Raw genomic sequence first — 12,767 nt, forward strand, 5'->3', positions numbered from 1 at the left:
CGCGCTCCACCGCGCACGGATCCGGCACCTCACCCTCACCGCCGACGACCACACCCCGGCCGAACAGAGACCCGGAACGCAACTCTCGGGCGGCCACCCGCGCGAGAAGCGGCTGCGCCTGCAACCCGTGACCGGCCGCCTCAACCAGCAGTACGGGCACCGGGCAGCCGGCCCCGCAGGGACCTACACGACAGCGAGCTGAGCCGCGCCGCTGTCCTCCGAGGGCGCGGACGAGACGCATGATCCCCAGGGCCAGAGGTGGAAGAGACGGCCGCTCGCGCCCTTCGGGCTACCGAAGAGCACCGCAACCATTGGCCATGGAGCCCGGTCTTCATCCTCATGAGAGCCATCCGACGACCGCGATCAGCCCCGGACGACCGGGAGTTACGACTGTGGAAGGTCGGCCGGGCCCTGACGGTCACCTTTGCTGCAGCAGTCCTGGCAGCAGGCAGTGCCTTCTACAGTCTGGTCGTCCTGCTCGACATCCAGGAGATCGACAGCACCGCGAAGCTCGACGCGAAGACGCTCTTCGACCTGGTGAAGCTCTCCTTCGGCGTGGTCGCCGGGGCTGGCGCGCTCGTCGCCCTGGTCGTCGCCTACCGCCGCCAGCGCGTGGACGAGGCCGGCGCCCATCGCGACGCCACCCGGCTGCACACCGAACGGTTCTCCCAGGCCGTCGACAAACTCGGCTCGGACTCCCCGGCCGTCCGGCTCGGTGGCGTCCACGCCCTGGCAGGCCTCGCCGACGACGCTCCCGACGACGGCCTGCGCCAGACGTGCATCGACGTCCTGTGCGCCTACCTCCAGCTCCCCTTCACCCCCGACCCCGGCACCGACCCCGCCGACCAGGACGAACGACACCGCTACCTCGCCTTCCGCAAGGTCAGGCACACCATCCTGCGCCTCATCGGTGACCACTACAGACGCCCCCGGGGAACCCACCGCTCCTGGCAGGGCTGCGACCTCGACCTCACCGGCGTCACCATCGACGGCTACATGGACCTCAGCAAGGCGGTGTTCTCCGGCTGCAGGGTGTCCTTCAGCGGCGCGGCGTTCTCCGGCGGCAGCGTGACCTTCGACGGCGCGGCGTTCTCCGACGGCGAGGTGTCCTTCCACGTCGCGGCGTTCTCCGGCAGCAGCGTGACCTTCACCGATGCGGCGTTCTCCGGCAGCAGCGTGACCTTCGACGGAGCGGCGTTCTCCGGCGGCGGCGTGACCTTCATCGGTGCGGCGTTCTCCGGCGGCCGGGTGCGCCTCAGCGGTGCGACGTTCTCCGACGGCGAGGTGCACTTCGAACGGGCGACCTTCTCCAGTGGCGAGGTGGACTTCACCGGAGCGACGTTCTCCCGCGGCGAGGTGTCCTTCCTCGAGGTACGGGGTCCAGCTCCCGATGGACTTCTCGTTGCCATCGGCACTCCTGTTCCGGCGGGAGTCAACCTGCCCTCGACCTGGCTGCCCCCAAATCCGCTGCACCAGGGGGCTTGAGCGGTCGACTACGCCCCCTCGGGGCCGATCTCGGTACCCGCCCAAACCCATGACGATCACGACCAGAACACCGTGCGTGCCCGTGGCCGGGTCGGCGGACGCCTCGCCGTCGCCCCACCCATGTGGGCGCGTGGGGGCCCCAGAGGCCGCCGTCTCCCACGAGACGGCGGCCTCTTCCGCTGTACAGCGCGTCCTTGCGGACCTTCTACGACCCCGGCCAGCCTCAGCCAGCTGATCCACAGCAGCCTCGCCGCACACGAGGCAGTCCTGCTCGTCGACTGAGTCCATCGCGACCGGATGACCGCGGAAGTCGCACGGCCGCATGCTCTCGCGCCCTGACTCTCGAACAAGCATGTCGTCACCCATGACAGCCACGCTGCCACCCGACCACCTTGACCAAGGACATAGGGCCCCCGCAAGTCTGATGTGACCGCAGAGGGGTGTACGCCGTCCTCCGCCCCTCCGCTTCCTCGGGCGGGGGCCGCACCGGCAGAGTGTCTGCCAGCGGGCTACTCGCTGTTGGAGCCGACGCCGACAACCAGGGCGATGAGGACCAGGACGCCGGTGGCCAGCTTGATGACGTCTGCCGCGGGCCAGCCTTGGTTCAGGGCGAGGACGAGGACGGTGGTGAAGGCGGCGGCCCAGGTCCGGCGGGACGGGCGGGGATGGTTCGGGCTGGGCATGAGTGCCTCCTGAATTCGGTGAACCAGCTGGAGACCAAGCTGACGAGCCGTGAGAATGTCCGCCTGGGGCGATCAATGAAGGCCCAGGCGGCTGGCGGTTGATCGCGGACAACGGGGACGTTGTCCATCGGGCGGACGCGTTGCAGGGGGGCGGAATGGCGCAGGCAGGGCGGCCCATGAGCGAGCTCCGGGGCCGTACCGAGGAGGCGAACGCGCTCGCGAGCTGGCTCCGCAAGATCACGGCAGGCGTCCAGGTGCGGGTGCTGGCGGAGACGTTCCCCTACTCGAAGTCGGTGTGGAGCGAGTACCGCAACGGCGCCAAGCTCATCCCCGAACAGCTGCTGCACGACGTCGTCGACAAACTCGTGGCCGACACCGAGATGCGCGAGCGTCAGCGTGCCGAAGGGCGCCGCCTCCTGGAGGCCGCCCAGAAGGCGGTCCGGCGGCCAGCCCCGCGACCGGCGCCGGCGTCCCCGCAGGGCCTCCCGGACAGGCCGTCGATGCCGGCCGGCGTCACCGATGTCCTCTTACGCCTCGACGACGCCCGGCTGCAGCAGATCGAGGCCATGCGCAAGCTCGCCGACTCCGAGAAGCGCTGCTCCCAGCTGCAGGAGATGGTCTCCGTCCTGCAGACCCAGTGCGCCCAGCTGACCGAGGAACGCGACCACGCCCGCCTCGAGGCCCGCGGAGCTCACGAACTCCAGGCCGCTCTGGAGCAGTCAGAGAGGTACCGGGAGCAGGCGGAAGGCCAGCTGCGGCACGCGCGCAAGGCCACCGAGCGGGCCTTCGAGCTGCGCCTGGCCGCCGAGGCGAACGTCGCACGGGTGCAGGCCGACGCACGCCGGACCACCGACGCGGTCGCGGGGAGTCTGCTGCCACAGCCCGCGGGTGTCGGGCTGGACCTGCCTCCTCTCGAGCGCATCGGCGAGGTGCTCCAGGCGGTGCAGGACCAGCTCGCCGAGCAGGACGAGGGACTCGACGAACTGCGCTCGCACCTCGGCGTCGGAGACCACGTCGTCGAAGACGTCGCTGCCCCACAGGTGATCACAGGCGAGGTCGTCGCGAGACACGACGACGTCCCCACCGACAGCGGACTTGTCCACCAGGGCCCTGAAGACAACGCGGACAACGCTGTGACCAGCACGGATTTCACACCGCCCGCATGGCCGAACGCGATTGTCACGGCCTTGTCCACGGCCTTGTCTCCAGCCGACCTGGGGCGGGCGGTCAGGATGCTGCGAGTCCGTGCCGGCGTCGAGAAATGGCCTGTGGAGCGGATGAACGCGCAGGCCAACAGCGCCCGCCTCAGCAATGAGGCCCGCACCACGGACAACTCGGTCGACGGGTGGCTCGACGGCAGCCAGTTCCCCAGGCTCTACTTCGCACTGGAGGCTCTGGTCAAGGCGATGGGAGCCACGTACGACGAGAGGGCGTCCTTCCTCAACGCGTACTGGACGATTTCCCAGCGGGAGGCCGAGGCGTTCAAGGAGGCGTACCCGAGGATCGCCCGGCAGGGCGACGAGTCCTTCGAGAGCGCGTCCCTCAGAGTGGCCCAGGCGGAAGAACGCGCCCGGCGGGAAACTGCGCAGCTCGAGCGTTCCGCCCCCGGGCGGACGGTGATCCGGGTCGAGACCGAGCCGCCCGCGCGGTCCACGAACGGCGAGCGACCTGACACGTCCGACCCGGAGCCGCCCGAAAGCCCTGGCCCTGTTCCGTTGCCCGGCGCCGTGTTCCCTCCAGACGATGAGAAGGCCTCTCCAGGGATCTCCGCCGGCCCCGGCTGGCCGGTGGACACCGCGGACCACGCCCTGAGCGGCCAGGACGCCGTTCTCGAGCCGGCGACCCCGCTCACGTTCGCGTTGTCCAGCGTTTCGGACGCCAGGCAGCTCGGCGAGCAGATCGAAGCGCTGAGAAGGCGCGCCGACGCGGGATGGGCGGACTGGTCGCATGCCCGGCTTGCCTCCGAAGCGAGCCAGGGCTTCGCCACCGGTAAGGCCCGCAGAGCCGTACGGAAGTGGATCACAGGGAGAGTCGTGCCCTCGTGGTCACGCCTGGGTCCTCTTCTGTCCGCCATGGGCGCCAGCGCCGGCGAACTGGCCGCGTTCGAGGAAGCACTCAAGCGGGTCTCCCCCACGGCCACTGTCATGGCCGACCCGGCGCAGATAACCAGCCGCCGCCGCAGGCGAAGTGAACGCCTCTGGATGACCGCGCTCACCTGCCTGGTCGTCCACGCCTCCGCCGCGGCCGCCGGGCTCGTGCTGAGCGCCACCTACGCGGCCGACCCCGTCCAGCCCCTGTGGAAGCCTTTGACCGTCATCCTCTTCAGCGCCACTGTCGCTGTCGGGGCGCGAACTGTTCTCCACCGGCTGCATGACCCCTGGGTCCCCGGCCTCGTGCTCCTCGGATGGCTCCTCATCCTGCTCACGGGCTACGCGCTTCCCCTGCTGACCGACCACGACTACGGCGGCCGGGCCATCGCCGCCGCCATCGGGTTCGTGTAGAAACGTGACCACACGTTGGTCCCTCGTGGACTCTGCCGCGCTTTCCGCCGAACTCCTGTAGCGCAGCGGAACGCTGGGCAGGGCGCCACGTCGATGGACCACGGCATCGAGATCGAGCACCGGTACTCGCGGACGGACGGTCGTGACCGTCACGAAGCGGACGTCTCCCACTCAGGTAGGTGACGACGCCCAGCGCGGCGCCCCACTGGAACCGTACTGCCGGCACGCTGCTCGACGCCTCGGGTTCGAGGGCGGGGCCGGCGCGGCCCTCGGGCCGGCACCGGTCGCGCCCCCGTTCGAACTTGAGGCACCGAAGCCCCGCCAGAAGCTGGCCAGTCGAGCCTCCAGGCGGTCGAGCCCGAGCCGGACTGACCCCCTTGACGGGGTACGGACCCAAGGCCTCCCGGCTGATGAACACAGCGGCGTCTGCGAGATCGTCCAGGACCTGCTGTGGCCGTGGCCGCGTCATCAAGATCGCCGCCGCCAGCCTCGTCGCTATCGGCCTCGTCGTCGGAGCGCTCTACCCCTGTGGCCTTGTTCACGAGAACCGACAACAGACGTTCACGGGTTTGGGAGGCACGAGGGTCAACGGCCGTTCGATTTCTGCCCAGGGGTGTTGAGGTACGGCCGGTGAGACTGACGTTGGCCTGATTGGCCACAATTGCCCCGGATCGACTGGGGATTGGGGGCTTTGTTCGAAGATCTCGCGCGCCGGACAGCAGATTCTGGATGTGTGCGCCAAATCCCCTTGCCCAATGGTCAAGAGTCGTTGACCATTGGGGGCATGCCCACAGATGATCTTCCCGAGACGTTCCACGTCACCACCGACGAGCAGCTGCGCGCCGTCTCCAACCTCACCCGTCACAGGATCATGGCCGTGCTCCGCTTCGAGCCGGCGACGATTACGCAGATCGCCCAGCGGGTGGGCCTTGCGAAGGGGAGTTCCAGCTATCACGTGCGGCTGCTGGAGCGGGCGGGCCTGGTGAGGGTGGTCCGCACACGGAAGGTGCGGGGGGTCACCGAGCGGTATTACGCGATGGCCGCGCGGTCGATCGTGCTGCCGGATCCCGGCGAGGGAGGGCCGGATGTGCTGATGCGGCATGCGGTGGCGGATCTGGAGGCGTCGCCGGTGGATGGCGAACGGCACGTGCGGATGGCGCATCTGCGGCTCACTGGAGAGCAGTTCGCGGAACTGGGGGCGCGGCTGCAGGCACTGGCGGACGAGTACCGGGAGCTGTCCGATCCCTCGCTGCCGGACGCGTCACTCGTCTTCGCACTGTTCCACCCGGCACAGGGCGAGCAGGCCGAAGGGGGCGCCAAGTGACTGCAGACATAAAGAGGCTGCCAGCCGGGTTCGGGCGCCTGTGGACTGCACAGACGGTGTCCTCGCTCGGTGACGGGGTGATGCATGCCGCGCTGCCTCTGCTCGCGCTGACGCTGACGCGGGATCCGATGGCGCTCGCCGTCGTCACTGCCGCCGGAACGCTGCCATGGCTGCTGTTCGGCGTGCTCGGCGGTGCGCTGGTGGACCGCTGGGACCGGCGGCGCACGATGTGGGTGACGGACGCGGCGCGTGCGGTGCTGCTCGCAGTACCGGCGGCGGCGGCCGCACTCGACGTGCTGAGCATTCCCCTGCTCGCGGCCGTCGCCTTCCTGCTCGGCCTCGGCGGACTCTTCTTCGACACGGCCGCCACGGCCTATCTGCCGGATCTGCTCGACCGTGACCCCGCGCTCCTGGAGCGAGCCAACTCCCGCCTGCGCGGAGCCCAGACCGCCATGTCCGGCTTCGCGGGGCCGCCAGCGGGCAGTGCCCTGCTCGCCCTCGGGCGGGCGGTTCCGCTGCTCGCCGACGCCGTGTCGTTCGCGCTCTCCGCACTGCTCGTACGGTCGCTCCCCGCCGCGCCCCGGCCGGTGCCGCAGGCCCGCGAGTCGCTGCTGCGGCAAGCGCGGGCCGGGGCCTCGTACGTCTTCCGGGACCGGCTGCTGCTCGGGCTCGCGCTGCGTCCGGCGGTCGGGAACATCGCCTTCCTCGCCGTGGAGACCGTACTCGCCCTCTACGCGCACGGCCGTCTCGGCATCGGCACCTTCGGCTTCGGCCTGCTCCTCACGGCGGAGGCCACCGGCGGCCTGCTCGGCGCGGGCATCGCCTCCTTCCTCGGCCGACGCCTCGGCACCGGCACCGCGCTGACCTGCACCGCCGCAGTCGAAGGGCTTGCCATCCTGGGGCTCGCCGCCACCCCGAACCCCTACGCGGCAGGCCTCGCGCTCGCCGTCTGCGGGGCAGGCATGGGAGCCACAATGGTCCTCGCGCCCTCCCTCCGGCAAGCGATCGTCCCCGCCCACCTCATAGGCCGGGTCGCCTCCACCTCCCGCATGCTCTCCATGTGCGCCGCCCCACTCGGCGCCTTCCTCGGCGGCTGGCTGGCCACCACCTACGACATACGCACCCCCCTCTACGCCGCCGCCGGCCTCCTCCTCACCATGACCGCCATCACAGCAACCATGACCACCAACCACCGAATCGAAGCCGCGCTCCACGCCACCGCCCCACCCGACCATCCAAATCACCCCACACCCAAAGAACCAGCCCAGAAAAACACACCCAGCGCCTCGTGACACCCGCCGCGAAAACGCCACAACAACGACAACGAAACCCACACAGCCCCATCCCAGGAACCACCAGAAGCCCCCCAAAGCAGCAAACATCCACTGCCAGTCCTCGCGAACAGAGCCACCGGGCTTTGTTCACGAGAACCGACAGCACCTGTACACGGGTTTGGGCAGCACTCGAACCTCTGCAGAAATCGAACAGTTCATGACTTCAGACAGCACGGGCCCCTGCCGAGAGTTCAGCAGGGGCCCACGGTGCAGAGAGCTGCGGAAGGCCGGGACCTGTCCTCGACGAGCGGCTTGGCGGCCGACATCACCTACCGTCTACCGCCGGTCTGACGGCCCGCTCACCTCAGATGCCGGGTGAAGAACTGAGCCGCGGCATCCCCCGCGAACTGCGGGACGCCGGTGTGCCCGCCCATGTTGGCGTGCAGGGACTTCTCCTTGGAGCCGAAGGCGTCGAACAGGTCCAGGGCCGCCTGCCGGTCGTTCCCTTCGTCGTCCCACTGCAGCAGGACATGCAGCGGGATGGTGACCTGCCGAGCCTCCTGGAACATGGCGCGAGGCACGAAACTCCCCGCAAAGAGACCGGCGGCCACGATGCGCGGCTCGACCACCGCGAGCCGGACGCCGATGGAGATCACTCCCCCCGAGTACCCGACCGGCCCGCGGATCTCGGGCAGCGAAAGGAGTGCGTCCAGGGCGGTCTGCCATTCCGGGACCGCCTTCTCGACGAGCGGGAGGATGAGGGCGTCGATGATCTCGTCGCTGACAGGCTCGCCGGACCGCAAGGCCCGGCGCAGGTCGGCGCGGGCCTCCTCGGCGGCGGGCCAACGCGGCCGGTCGCCGCTCCCGGGAAGCTCGATGGTGGCCGTGGCGAAGCCGTCCGCCGCGGCGTGCCGCGCCCGGGCCACCAGTCGGGGGTACAACTTGCGCAGTCCCAGCGGGGGATGGCCCAGCAGGATCAGCGGGACCGGTGCGGACCCGGACGCGGAATCAGGCGTCCACAGAATGCCGGGGATCTCACCGAGGGTGAATTCGCGCTCGAGGACACCGCCGTCGAGCCGCTGTTCAGAAGCGAAGTGCATGGTCGTGCCTTTCGGGAGTGCACAGAACGGCGCTCCCGGGCGACGACCTATCGCCCGACCATGACCCCGAAGGAGAGCACCCACGTCGAAACGTTCACGGGTACCACCTCCTCAATCTGTCGCACGGCCTCCGGCAAGCTAACAGCGGTCGCCCTGGTCCGCCAACGGGTTTTGCGGTGAACATCGAACACGACGCACTGCCGATGCCTCCCGAACCCGTGTACAGGTGCTACCGGTTCTCGCGAACAGAGCCACTCCCCCGGCCCCGAGAAACCATGCCTCTTCCTCCGACTCACGCGGAGGAACAGGTGCCATCGTCACGGTCCAGCGGAATCCCATGAGGAACAGGGCAGAGGCGGGGTGGGACAGGTTCGCACGGGTGACAGCTCATCCGCAGGAGAGGCCTGGGCTGGCTCGTTCGCGACGCTGCACTGACGCTCTCAGACGGCTTCCGGGCACGATCACGAGCAGGGCCAGGGGTGATCTGATCTTGTACAGCCACGTCGCGATGATCAGGATCCTGCCGTCGAAGTGGTGCGACACGGGCTGCAAAAAGGAAGTGAAGATGGCCCGTTTCCAGTGCCGCGGCTGCGTCCGCAGGAGATCGTGAGGGCCGGCGAGCCCGGCGAGTGCTGTTGCCGGGCCCACCCAGGACATGGGCGGCCAGCGGCCGGCGGCGTGGCCTACGCTTCCGGGTCATGACCGTCGTACTGCGGGGCGAGGCCCTGACACTGACCCCGGCTGTGTCCGAGGACGTACCCGCACTGACCGCCGTCCGGGCCACGCCGGAAGTGCTCGAACGCTGGCGCGGCGGGCCCGACCTGGCATCCGAGATCGCACAAGACCTCACCGACCCGGACACCCACTGCCTGACCGTCCGCACCGCGGGCCGGATCGTCGGCATGATCCAGTGGTACGAGGAGAAGGACCCCGACTACCGGCACGCGGGCATCGACCTGTTCCTCGACCCGTCCGTGCACGGGCGCGGGCTGGGCACCGACGCCGTACGCACCCTCGCCCGTCACCTCGTCCACGACCTTGGCTTCCACCGCCTGGTGATCGACCCGGCCGCCGACAACGCCCCCGCGATCCGCTGCTACACGAAGGCCGGCTTCCGGCCGGTAGGCGTGATGCGGCAGTACGAGCGCGGCGCCGACGGCAGCTGGCACGACGGACTGCTCATGGACCTGCTGGCCGAGGAACTGCTCTAGCGGGTTGGTGCGCTGCGGAGATGCGGGGTCCGGAACCGGTGGATGTGTGTCAGGCCGGTGGTGTTGCGGTCGAGGAGGCGGCACCGATGGCCGGTAGGTGCCGGGCGGCACGTCCCTCTTGTCTCCAGCGGGTACGTAGGCGCCGGGAGGTGGCACAGGCCCTGCCGGTGGTCCTGGCGTCGGAGGATCAACTGGTCTGTCTCGTGCGAGTCGGTGGGCACAAGGGCTGTCTGGAGGGCGGGGCCCGCTCGGCATAGGGAGAAGAGCGCGCTCAGAGCCAGGCAGGGGTCGTCCTTGCCATACCGGCGGCCGGGGGGCGAGATGGCAGACCAGCGACCGTCGAGACAGGAGCTGATCCGGGGTAGTCGTCGGAGCGGTTTCGTGGGTCGGCGCGGGGAACGAACCGCACCGTGCGCCGCAACGAGGCGCCCACATCCACCTCGGCCGGGCAGCAGCATGACGACCGCCTGGCCACCGCCGGACAGACAGCACCTCCGCCCGCCTGCGGCAAGCGCCCTGCACGCCACCGCGAACAACACCCCGCCAACAGATCTGTTCGGATGTCACCCGAGATCGGCACAACCTGCAGGACACACCTCGCAGCACAGACCGCCCACCGCAGACACGCCGACGCAACCGTGATCGCCACGCCCGAACAGCGGAGCCGTTTCTGAGAATTGGCTGCGTATCAGTGCTTGGTGTCCGTGGATCGAACCCGGCGCGGCGCGCCGGCCCGGCGACCGCCACATGCAGGGCGCGGCGTTCCCAGTGCCGCGGCAGACTTCGATCAGGTCTACGGATGCTCCGTGCCTGTGGGGCTGAGGCGCCACTTGCCGACTTCGCAGCGCCGGCCGTTGTCGGCGCGGCGCTGCGGCTGTCGCCCGTGGTGTCGGCCCTTTCCTCAAGGTGCCGCCCCAGGAGTACCGCGCTGACCGCCCCGATCGCGGCCGTCGACGGGGTCGGCGCCGCGCTCGTCACCGCGATCGGCATCGTCCTCAGGATCCGCCGGCACTGACACGGATGTCCCGGGCTCGGGTGACGGACGAAGCGGCTGGGTGCTCGAAATCGCCCTCGTGGGAAGGGGGCGGCCGGCCCGGTTCACGAGATCCAGAGGAGGATCGCGTCGCCCTGCCGGGACGCTTCGCGCAGGTACTTCGCGAGGTCGGACCAGTGGGCGGCGACCCAGTCCGGTTCCTCGCCGCGCTCCCAGATGATCTGTGGGTAGATGTTCGCGGCGGCCAGGTCGGCCGGGGTGACGCCGTCGGTCAGGGTGTCGGGAGTGTGGGCGTCAAGGGCATCCGCAGCGGCGCGTACCCGGTCTGCGGTGAGCAGCCGGGGCGGGCCGTAACCCCAGTCCTCGCCTTCCGGCCAGGGCATGTCCGCCTCTCCGAAGACCACGTCCACCGGAAAGCCGCGCCGCTTCAGCAGGAAATCGAGGGCGTGCCACGCCTTGTCGGTCTCATGCACGCGCGTGTCGGCGGTCGCATCCTGGCGGTCGTGGGGCTCGTGCGCGTACCGGGCCGCCCAGTCGGGGTCGTGCAACGCGCGCTCGAATTCGGCCGGGGTGAGGCGGAGGTACTGTCCCATCATGCTCATGGAGCACACCGTAGAAGGAGACACTGACAGCCCGTCGATGCCCGGTGGGGCGAACCGCTCGCCCAGGCCTGCCATCGCGTCCCGCAACGGGCAGGTGCGTGCCGCAGAGTGGGGTCACGGGCTCCGATGCTGGTGGAGCAGGCGTAGGTGAAGGGCCGCGTAGTCGTGGCCGGCGATGATGTCGTACCGGATCTCTTCGACAGTGGTGATCGTCCCGCCCAGGCGCAGCGGGACGTCCGTGTCATGTCGACCCCACCGCCGTGACGCGGGCGCGAACCGGCACCGGGCAGAGGCCTGGCCGACTGGATGACGGCGGTCCGGCGTGCCGCGGCCGAGGAACGCCCCCGCCGCTACCCTCGCCGCCGACACGGCCATGGATGATGCGAGTACCGCGGGGGCCCTTCTGTGCGCGGGTTGGCTTGCTGTTGCTCACGGCACATCCATGGGCTCGTAGAGGACATCGGTTCTGAGAATTGTCTTCGTGCCCTCGACAATCGGGGCCGAGTCGTGAAGCGTCCGATGCCAGAAGAGCAGCGCATCGCCCGGTTCGGGGCGATGGGTGCTCAATATTTCCTCAGGCTTCGCGAGCCGGGGCCAGTCCGAGAAGTCGCGTTGCGCAAAGGGCAAATCGTTCTGCTTGTCGGCGATGAACCGTGTTTCTCCGCCCACTGCCTCGTACGACAGGTAGACGACGACCGTCAGGAGAGTTCGCCTTCCGTCGGGGGCGAAGTAGGGTGAATCGTAGTGCGGGACAAGAAGTCCGCCGTGTTCGTACGTGATGAAGCGCATGCGCGGATTGACGGCCGACGGCTTCCAGGGTCTTCCGTCTGAATCCGTCGGAGCGTCCGATCCCACTTCGATCGACAGGAATGTTCGCAGTCTGCGGTAGAACTCTGCCGCCAAGGCTTTGGACTCGGCCGTGGCACGGAGATGGCCGACTGGTTCTCCCTCTGCGTAGTTTTCGGCGATGCCGTCTCGGCCCACCGGCACAAAGTGCTGGGCAGCCAGTTCGGCCGCGAATACCTCTACTTCGGCCGGAGTGAGAAAATGGCGAATCACCCTGGCATCGACGTGTGGGATCTCCGACTCGACCGGAGTCCATGAGTCATCGGCAGATATTCGGTTCAGCGCTTCGGGGAGCTCGAAGGGATTTACCGGCTTTACGAACATGCTCACTTCTCCGTCTCGAGGTCATCGCCGATGCCATCGTGGCCGTGGCCCCAACCGCCCGGAACAGCCGCGGGCAGCGCATTGACTTGACTGGCGGGACTGCCGGCCGCGTACTTGTGCACGTTGAACCCATGGAGAGACTCGAGACCGCTGGAGGCAGTTCGCGCGGGGGGGCGGGGACCACGGAACGATTATCGTCATGATGACGATATCAGGTCGGGGTGAACCCGCAAAGCAAGCAGGACGCACCCGACGCGGCGGAAGGCGCCAGGTGACGGGGCGGGGACGGGCTCTTGGGACTTCCGATGCGCGGTAGTCCCACTCGGCGCCGGGCCGCTGCGTAGCGGGTGCCCCAGAGCTGGGGCTGCGGTTGCAGCGCCTGTCAGCGCGCCTGCACCAGCGGTGACGGCAAGGACGGATGTG

10 protein-coding genes are annotated in these 12,767 nt (G+C 69.1%); 6 read left to right on the plus strand and 4 right to left on the minus strand.

Annotated elements, in window-relative coordinates; genetic code table 11:
• Together AB0E14_RS07030 and AB0E14_RS07035 are read left to right on the plus strand one after the other, a co-directional pair.
• Nucleotides 1–202 (plus strand): hypothetical protein (locus AB0E14_RS07030; protein ID WP_362413303.1); only part of this gene is annotated, 202 nt, incomplete at its 5' end.
• A gap of 137 nt (nucleotides 203–339) precedes the next feature.
• Nucleotides 340–1,485: a pentapeptide repeat-containing protein gene (locus tag AB0E14_RS07035; RefSeq protein ID WP_362413305.1), complete on the plus strand. Its 1,146-nt coding sequence runs from the start codon at nucleotides 340–342 to the stop codon at nucleotides 1,483–1,485.
• A gap of 509 nt (nucleotides 1,486–1,994) precedes the next feature.
• Here the strand turns inward: AB0E14_RS07035 and AB0E14_RS07040 are convergent.
• Nucleotides 1,995–2,168, minus strand: coding sequence for a hypothetical protein (locus AB0E14_RS07040; protein ID WP_362413307.1), 174 nt, complete (start codon nucleotides 2,166–2,168; stop codon nucleotides 1,995–1,997).
• A 176-nt stretch (nucleotides 2,169–2,344) separates the two neighbouring features.
• On the opposite strand from AB0E14_RS07040, the gene AB0E14_RS07045 reads away from it, so the two are divergent.
• The 3 genes from AB0E14_RS07045 to AB0E14_RS07055 all read left to right on the plus strand — a co-directional run bounded on the left by AB0E14_RS07045 (nucleotide 2,345) and on the right by AB0E14_RS07055 (nucleotide 7,285).
• Nucleotides 2,345–4,669: a hypothetical protein gene (locus tag AB0E14_RS07045; protein WP_362413309.1), complete on the plus strand. Its 2,325-nt coding sequence runs from the start codon at nucleotides 2,345–2,347 to the stop codon at nucleotides 4,667–4,669.
• 784 nt (nucleotides 4,670–5,453) lie between these two features.
• On the plus strand, nucleotides 5,454–5,993 hold the full coding sequence (locus AB0E14_RS07050) for a helix-turn-helix domain-containing protein (RefSeq protein ID WP_362413311.1): 540 nt from the start codon (nucleotides 5,454–5,456) through the stop codon (nucleotides 5,991–5,993).
• The gene (locus AB0E14_RS07055) at nucleotides 5,990–7,285 is read left to right on the plus strand and encodes an MFS transporter (protein ID WP_362413313.1); all 1,296 of its coding nucleotides are present in this window, start codon (nucleotides 5,990–5,992) and stop codon (nucleotides 7,283–7,285) included. Before AB0E14_RS07050 ends, AB0E14_RS07055 begins: the two co-directional genes overlap by 4 nt.
• A 341-nt stretch (nucleotides 7,286–7,626) precedes the next feature.
• On the opposite strand, the gene AB0E14_RS07060 is transcribed toward AB0E14_RS07055, so the two are convergent.
• Nucleotides 7,627–8,367 carry an alpha/beta hydrolase gene (locus tag AB0E14_RS07060; RefSeq protein ID WP_362413315.1) on the minus strand — a complete coding sequence of 247 codons (741 nt, stop codon included), beginning with the start codon at nucleotides 8,365–8,367 and terminating at the stop codon, nucleotides 7,627–7,629.
• A 698-nt stretch (nucleotides 8,368–9,065) separates the two neighbouring features.
• Between AB0E14_RS07060 and AB0E14_RS07065 the strand changes: the two genes are divergently transcribed.
• On the plus strand, nucleotides 9,066–9,578 hold the full coding sequence (locus AB0E14_RS07065; RefSeq protein WP_362413317.1) for a GNAT family protein: 513 nt from the start codon (nucleotides 9,066–9,068) through the stop codon (nucleotides 9,576–9,578).
• A gap of 1,098 nt (nucleotides 9,579–10,676) precedes the next feature.
• Here AB0E14_RS07065 and AB0E14_RS07070 read toward each other — a convergent pair.
• Nucleotides 10,677–11,174, minus strand: a complete 498-nt coding sequence (locus AB0E14_RS07070; protein ID WP_362413319.1) for a YfbM family protein — start codon at nucleotides 11,172–11,174, stop codon at nucleotides 10,677–10,679.
• Nucleotides 11,175–11,603: 429 nt separating this feature from the next.
• Entirely contained in the window at nucleotides 11,604–12,344 is a 741-nt protein-coding gene (locus AB0E14_RS07075; protein ID WP_362413321.1) for a 2OG-Fe(II) oxygenase, read from the minus strand.
• Nucleotides 12,345–12,767: the final 423 nt, after the last annotated feature.

It is taken from the genome of Streptomyces sp. NPDC047981, assembly GCF_040653315.1.
Taxonomy (GTDB): domain Bacteria; phylum Actinomycetota; class Actinomycetes; order Streptomycetales; family Streptomycetaceae; genus Streptomyces.